Raw genomic sequence first — 6919 nt, forward strand, 5'->3', positions numbered from 1 at the left:
GTCCCGGCCGGCGCCGCCCCGGCGCCCGAGTCCGCCCCCGCCGCCGCGCCCGCGTTCGTCCCGGCGGACGACGGCGCCGCCGTCACCGCCGAGGAGCGGCTGGACGAACGCACCTACGACCTGACCGTGTCGTCGCCCGCGCTCGGCCAGTCGGTCAAGGTGCGGGTTCTCGTCCCGCACGGCTGGTCGCGGGACGCCGCGCGCACGTGGCCCGTCGTCTACGCCTACCACGGCGGACGCGACACGTACGTGTCCTGGACACGCAGCACCGACATCGAGGAGGTGTCGGCGCGCCACGACGTGATGGTGGTGATGCCCGAGTGCGGCAACGGGGCGTTCACCGACTGGTGGAACTACGGCATGGGCGGCACGCCGAAATGGGAGACCTTCCACACCGTGGAGGTGCTCCAGCTCATGGAGCGCAACTACCGGGCCGGGACGACCCGCGCCGCGATGGGCATCTCGTCCGGTGCGACGGGCGCGACGACCTACGCGGCGCGTCATCCCGGCATGTTCCGGTACGCGGCGGCGTCGAGCGGCATCCAGCACATGACCAAGCCGGGCATTCCGACGCTGGTCATGTTCACCCAGGCGTTCTTCACCGACACCGGCGACCCGCTCCGCGTGTGGGGCTCACCCGTGCTCAACGCCGACAACTGGCGGGCGCACGACCCCTACGAACTCGCCCCCAACCTGCGCGGCACTGGGCTGTACGTGTCGTCCGGCACCACCGGTCTGCCCGGCGAGTACGACGACCCGGCCCCCGGTGAGCAGTTCGTCGTGCACCCCCAGGAAGTGGCCGCCGGCGACACCACACGGGACTTCGTCGCCCGCCTGCGCGCGCTGGGCATCCCGGTGACCGCGCACATCTACCTCAACGGCTGGCACGACTGGAAGTCCTGGGAGCAGGAGATGCACCGCTACTGGCCGCTGATGATGGCCGCCCTGGGCGTCGCCACCGATGGGTAGGCCCCGCGCAGACCTCCCGCGAACACGTTCATGACGCTGACACCGACCCGTGCGCATGAGCACACCGTCATCCAGGACGCCGTACGGGAGCTCATGCGGCGGATCCCCGAGCTGACGGACCGGCTGATCGCGTGCCTGCGCGACGGCGCCCGCCCCGACGAGCTGCGGCTGGTGAGCAGCCCCGCGTTCCGGGCGTCCGCGCAGACAGGGCTGCGCGCCGTGCTGGAGGCCGTGGCGAGCGTCGGCCGGGAACGTCCCGACATGCCGTTCGCCCGCCAGGTCGGCCGCCGGTACGCCGAGCGACGCATCCCCCTGGAGACCGCGCTGCGCACCTACCGGCTGGCGGGGACGCTGCTGTGGGAGAGCATGGTCGACGTCATCACCGCCCGGCATCCGGAGGATCTGCCGCTGCTGGTGACGGGCGCGCGACGCACCATGTCGATGGTCGACCAGCTGTCCCTGTCGGTCACCGAGGCGTACCGCCAGGCCCAGCGCGACCTGCGCGACGGCGAACTGGAACGGGCCCTCGGCGTTCTGGACGACCTGCTGGACGGGCGCCCGGTGCCTCCGGAGCGGCTCGCCCGCGCCGCGGCACGGCTCGACCTGCCCCGGTCCGGCCGCTACGCGGTCCTCGCGGTCCGCGCGCCCGTGCCCGCTCCGCCGCCCGACAGGGCCGGCGACGTGCGGCTGATCTGGCGTCCCCGCTCCGACGTCGTCCTCGGCGTCGCGCATCTGGGCGCCGCGGACCTGGCGGCGCTGACCGCGCGACTGAGCCCGCTGATCCACGGCCCGGCGGGCATCGGGCTGCCGGTGGAGGGTGTCGACGCCCTTGCCACGGCCCGCCGCCTGGCCGACCTCGCCCTGCGCTGCGCGGTCCCGCCCGTCCGGCGCGCTGGTCGGGCACGGCTCGGTCAACGGGAGGCGGCGGGCCGTCACCGGCCGGCGAGCACGCACGGCGGTGACGATCGTCCGCCGGAACCGCACGCCGCCGGCGGACCCGGTGACGGCGGGGGGATCGTGCGGCTGGACGAGTGCCTCCCGGCGGCGTTGGTGGCGGCGCAGCCCGACCTCGCCCGGCACCTGCGGGACGTCGTCGTCGGCCCGCTGCTCGACCTGGACCCGGCCGAACGCGACACGCTCCTGGAGACGGTCGCGGTGTGGCTGGACTGCGGCGGATCGACGGCGCGGGCGGCGCGGCGGCTGTTCTGCCACCGCAACACCGTGCTGGGACGCATCCGGCGGGTCGAGCGGCTGACCGGGCGCAGGCTGGGGCATCCGCGGGAGGCGGCGGAGATCGTCCTGGCCCTGGAGTCGGTGCGGCTGGCCCGGGCCGCGGAGGCCGCGCCGAACCGCGGCCCGGGCGCGAGCGCCCGCGGTTAGACCCTGTCCGCCGCGAACCGGGCGGCCTGGTCGGCGTAGTTGCCGTAGCTCAGGTGGGCGAGGATGTTGGCCCCGCCGCCGCAGATGGGGTCGCCGTCGGCGCAGATGTCCAGCGTGCGGCTCGCGTACGTGCCGGTGACCCGGCGGCCGATGGCCCGGATCGGGTTGCCGAACAGCAGGACGGCGGCCACCCGCGGCTCGACGGAGGCGGGGATGGTCTTGGTGATGGGGCCGCCGACCAGGGCGCCGTCGCTGCTGACGCCGATGGAGTTGTCGACCACGTTGGCGCCCTGCGAGTACCCGACGAGGACGAACTTCTGGTTCGGGCAGGACCGGGCCTCGGCGGTGACGTGGTCGACCAGGTCGGTGTTGCCCTGGGAGGCCGAGCCCGGCAGGAGGCTCGCCGGGTAGTCCACCGCGTACGCCTTGAGCGAGCGGAACGCGATCCTGCGCTGCAGCGCCGCGTACACGGGGTCGCCGACGATCAGCCCGAGGGTGCCGGGCTCGCCGGTGCCGCGGGCGACGACCACGTCGACGTCGGCGCAGGCGGCCGAGGCGGGGGCGGCGGGCTGGAGCGCGACGGCGGCTCCGGCGGCGAGGGCCGTCACCGCGACGGCCTTGGCGGTGATTCGGCGGGCGGGGATTGAGGGGAGACGCATCGGACTCCTTTCCGGGGTGGCATTCGCGCGACCTTTCTTCGGTCGCGGGATGTGCAAGGATGATCGGCTTGCACGCGGCCCCCGGAAATGGCGCCGCTGATAAAAAGCGAGGTCGCACCCGCTCACCTGGATGAGTGCTGATCAGGCGCGGTTTCGCCCGCCGACGGGCGCTTTGAAGAGGCAGATGCGACGGAATACGAGAGGGAATTGATTCCACGCCGGCGGCGGCATGCCCCGGACAACGGAATGCCCGCCGCCCCGGGTGCGGGCGGCGGGCATTCCGTAATGCGCCGTGGATCAGGTGAAGTCGTCGAAGTGCACGGTGACGGTGTGGGTGTCCGACGGCCAGTTCGGGATCACGATGCGGTCGGTCCGGCCGTCGCCGCCGCGCTGCCTGGTCTCCAGCGTCACGCTGCCCGTGCCCTGGGCGGACGCGGGCATGAAGATGTCCACGCCGCTCATGAACGGCACGAGGGGGAACAGCCCGATCGACGCCTGCGTGTCGGTGCGGCGGTCGGAGTGCCAGTCGTAGGCGAACAGGCCGATCGCGCGCTTGCTGCGCGGCGCCGTCGTCGCGTTCAGCACGCTGGTGCCGTTGATGGTGAGGGTGTCGCCGGCGGCGCCCTGGTCGCCCCACCACTCCTTGTTCCGGTAGGCGAGCAGCGCCACGTGCCGCCGGTTGCGTTCCACGAGCCCATCCACCAGGCTGCCCGGCTCGGACGTGAGCAGCCGGATGCCCAGGTCGGTGCGGCGGAACGGCTGGAAGTAGTAGTGGTGCACCTGGGCGCTGTCGGTTCGGGACAGAAGGAACTCGTAGCGCGTCGTCCCGTCGGCGTCGAACGGACCGAACGAGCCGTCGCCGGAGATGGCGAAGGAGGCGACGGGCGGGCCGGTGCGCCGTCCGGTGGCGGCGTCGAGCGCGTACACCTGGAGCCGGGCGTTGTCGTAGCCGAGGTTGTAGGGGAACGACACGACCCGCCCGGCGAGCCGGATCGTTCCGGGCTGCGGGACGACGTCGACGGTCTGCGGCTCCGAGCCGGTGAAGAAGCGGTAGACGGCTCTGAAGGTGGCGACCGACGAGACGGTCTCCACGTGCGACTCGTTCGGCTGGTACACGTTCGTCGCGCCGGTGACGGACCGGCTTTCGTTGCCCTCGCCCCAGATCGCCAGGGTGGGCACGCCGCCGGGCGGGGCGGACGCGGTGGCGCCGTCGATGTTGACGTAGTGCGCGACGTCGGCCGCCCGCGACGCCGAGCTGTTCAGGTAGCCCTGCAGGATCGCGGTGCCCATGGAGTGGCCGAGCAGGTCCACCTTGGCGGCGCCGGTGGACGCCTTCAGCCGCGCGATGCGCCGGTCGAGCGCCTCGTAGATCTGGTCGATGGTGTTGTTGAGGAAGGTCGAGTCGTACTCCTGGACCTCGATGCGGTCCGCCGGGTAGCCGTTCGAGGCGAACCGCTTGGCCTGGGTCTGGAACTGGCTGCCGGAGCCGAAGAACCCGTGCACGAAGATCATCGGGAGCGGCGCGGCCTTCGGCGCCGGCGCGCCGCCCGGGGCGGCCGCGGCGGCCGGCGGGACGACACCGGCGAGCAGCACCAGCGCCGCCAGCAGCCCCAGCAGCGTTCGGACGCGATTCATGGGGGCGTTCCTCCGATCGGTCGGGAGCGGACGCAACGGCGTTGCGCCGAGTGACGCCCGGGCGTGGCGACGACCGGGCGTTCCTGCGCCCCGCACCGTACGAACGTCGAACCGCTTCGCCTATCAGCGGACCGCACGACTTCCGGCCGCGAATCGCTCAGCCGAGTGCGTATCGCACCGATCGGGCCTTCTGGACACTCGGGGCGTCCCCCCACCCCGGCAGGAAGGAGTGCGAACGATGCGGTACCCCGCCACCCGCCGCGTCCGGCGGATCGCGCAAGGCGCCGCCGCGACCGCGCTGGTCGCCGCCGGCGTCACCGGCCCGTCCCCCGTCGGTGCCTCCGCCGCCGCGGCGGCCGACTGCGCGACGGTCAGCGTCATCTCCGCGCGCGGCACCTGGGAGCCGCAGGACGGCAGCTGGCTGCTGAAGCCGATGGGCGACCAGATCCTCCAGCGCTTCCCGCAGGGCACGTACACCGAGCTGGCCTATCCCGCGCAGACCCCGTTCGACGACAGCGCCCCCGTGGGCGTGGGCAACCTGATCAGCACGCTCAACGCCGAGGCCGCGCGGTGCCCGGACCAGCGGTACGTCCTGCTGGGCTACTCGCAGGGCGCCGGAGTCGTCGGCGACGCGCTCGCCGCCCCGTCCGCCCGGATCTGGGGACGGGACAAGGGCACCGTCAGCGCCGCGGCGAGCAGCCGGATCGCCGCCATCGTGCTGTTCGGCGACATCCGCTTCAAGGCGGGCGAGCCGTACAACGTCGGCACGTTCGAACCGGGCAAGGAGTCCGGCAACCCGCCGCCGCGGCCCGCGGGCGCGCTGAGCGCGTACGCGTCCCGCATCCAGGACTACTGCGTCAAGAACGACTTCGTCTGCCAGGGCACCGGCGATTTCATCGCGCACTTGGAGTACTTCGTCAACGGCATGCCGTCCCAAGGCGTGGCCTTCGCCGTCTCCAAGCTGCAGGGCGGCGCGCCCCGCCAGAGCGGGAGCGCGTCACCGGCGATGCACTAGAAGGACGCGTCGGCCGCCACGCGGATGACGGCGCGCACCTGGGCGATGATGTCGCGCCTGTTCTGCTCGAACTGCGGATCGGTCACGGCCTCGCTCTGCCCGAACTCCAGCACGGGCGTGTGCAGGTGCCCGCCGGGGATGTCGAGGCCGAGCCGGTCGCGCAGCAGCGTGGCGCGGTAGGCGATCTCGTTGGACAGGTAGTCGCCGCCGCCTCCGGCCCGCGCGGTCGATCCCTCGGTGGGGCCGTCCGGCCGGACGACCGGTTCGGTGCCGCCGGCCGGGATCTCCGTCACCTGCGTGTTGTCGTAGACGGGGAAGCGTCCCGTCGGCGCGGCGACGATGTCCTTGTACGGCAGCGTCGTGACGGTCCACTGCGGCTGCGGGCCGTGGACGGGGATGGTCTCCAGCCTGGACACGTTCTCGTTGTCCAACGCCCCGCCGCGCCACGCGCCGTTGTAGCGCTCGACGTCGAAGCGTCCGACCCGCCCCTGGCTGACGGTGGTGAACATGTCGACGTGCGGCAGGTGCGGCCGCAGCGTCCGCTCGAGGGTGCCGTCGGTGAAGTCCCGCCACCGCACCGGGAACACCGCCGCCTCGATCCGCGCGGGCCCGGCCGCGGTCGTGATCCACGTGCCGTCCAGCGCGAGCGCGGAGGCCCCCGACGGATTGCCGATGCGCACGTCCCGGTCGAGCGTGAAGGGGTCGAACCCCGTCACGAGGATCTTCCGCACGCCCGCCGGGAAGCGGATCGAGTCCTCGCCCCGGGAGGCGACCTCGAGCCGTTCGATCAGCCGGTTCCTCGCCGCGTCCGAGAGCGGGAAGGGCGGCCGCCACTCGCGCAGCGCCCGCGTCATGCCGAGCCGCGCCCAGTACAGCGGCCGGTCGTCCTCGCGGCTGAGGCCGTCGGCGGGGCCGCGCCCCTGCGCCCGGTCGACCGCGCGGCGCCACAGCCGCTCCCCGTGCCGGGCGACGACCCGCTCCGCGGCGTCGCGGGAGCGGACGCCGCGCAGGGCGTCGGCGAATCGGGCCGTGACCTCGTCGAACCCGCTCAACCGCAGGATCTCCCGCGGAACGGGCCTGTCGAGCCGCTGCTCCTCGACCGTCGCCGTCGCGCCGTGCGCGGGGACGCCCCCGACCCACGTCACCGCCGCGACGATCACCGCCGGCACCCACGCCGCTCGCATACCGCCCCCTCCTTGAAGATCGACGGCATTGTCCGGACCGCCCGGCGGCACCGGCAACGGTGGAATCTGACGAACGC

General features: G+C 73.3%; 6 protein-coding genes. 3 read left to right on the forward strand and 3 right to left on the reverse strand.

Translation table 11 applies throughout. The features are described from left to right. Both AR3_RS28140 and AR3_RS28145 read left to right on the forward strand, forming a co-directional pair. Nucleotides 1–969 (forward strand): alpha/beta hydrolase (locus tag AR3_RS28140; RefSeq protein WP_067918548.1); only part of this gene is annotated, 969 nt, incomplete at its 5' end. A 30-nt stretch (nucleotides 970–999) separates the two neighbouring features. Next, nucleotides 1000–2349 (forward strand): PucR family transcriptional regulator, encoded by a 1350-nt coding sequence (locus tag AR3_RS28145; RefSeq protein ID WP_067918550.1) that lies wholly within the window; start codon nucleotides 1000–1002, stop codon nucleotides 2347–2349. Here AR3_RS28145 and AR3_RS28150 read toward each other — a convergent pair. Then, a complete protein-coding gene (locus tag AR3_RS28150) occupies nucleotides 2346–3008 on the reverse strand; it encodes a cutinase family protein (protein WP_067918552.1) in 663 nt (220 codons plus the stop codon). The genes AR3_RS28145 and AR3_RS28150 overlap by 4 nt on opposite strands. A gap of 297 nt (nucleotides 3009–3305) precedes the next feature. Then, entirely contained in the window at nucleotides 3306–4643 is a 1338-nt protein-coding gene (locus AR3_RS28155) for a lipase/acyltransferase domain-containing protein (protein WP_067918554.1), read from the reverse strand. A 238-nt stretch (nucleotides 4644–4881) separates the two neighbouring features. Here AR3_RS28155 and AR3_RS28160 point away from each other — a divergent pair, with 238 nt between their 5' ends. Further along, nucleotides 4882–5658 carry a cutinase family protein gene (locus tag AR3_RS28160; protein WP_067918556.1) on the forward strand — a complete coding sequence of 259 codons (777 nt, stop codon included), beginning with the start codon at nucleotides 4882–4884 and terminating at the stop codon, nucleotides 5656–5658. Here the strand turns inward: AR3_RS28160 and AR3_RS28165 are convergent. Next, a complete protein-coding gene (locus AR3_RS28165; RefSeq protein WP_106259283.1) occupies nucleotides 5655–6842 on the reverse strand; it encodes a pyroglutamyl-peptidase I in 1188 nt (395 codons plus the stop codon). The genes AR3_RS28160 and AR3_RS28165 overlap by 4 nt on opposite strands. Between the last annotated feature and the right edge of the window lie 77 nt (nucleotides 6843–6919).

This window comes from Actinomadura rubrobrunea NBRC 15275, assembly GCF_001552235.1.
GTDB classification, from domain to species: Bacteria; Actinomycetota; Actinomycetes; order Streptosporangiales; family Streptosporangiaceae; genus Spirillospora; species Spirillospora viridilutea.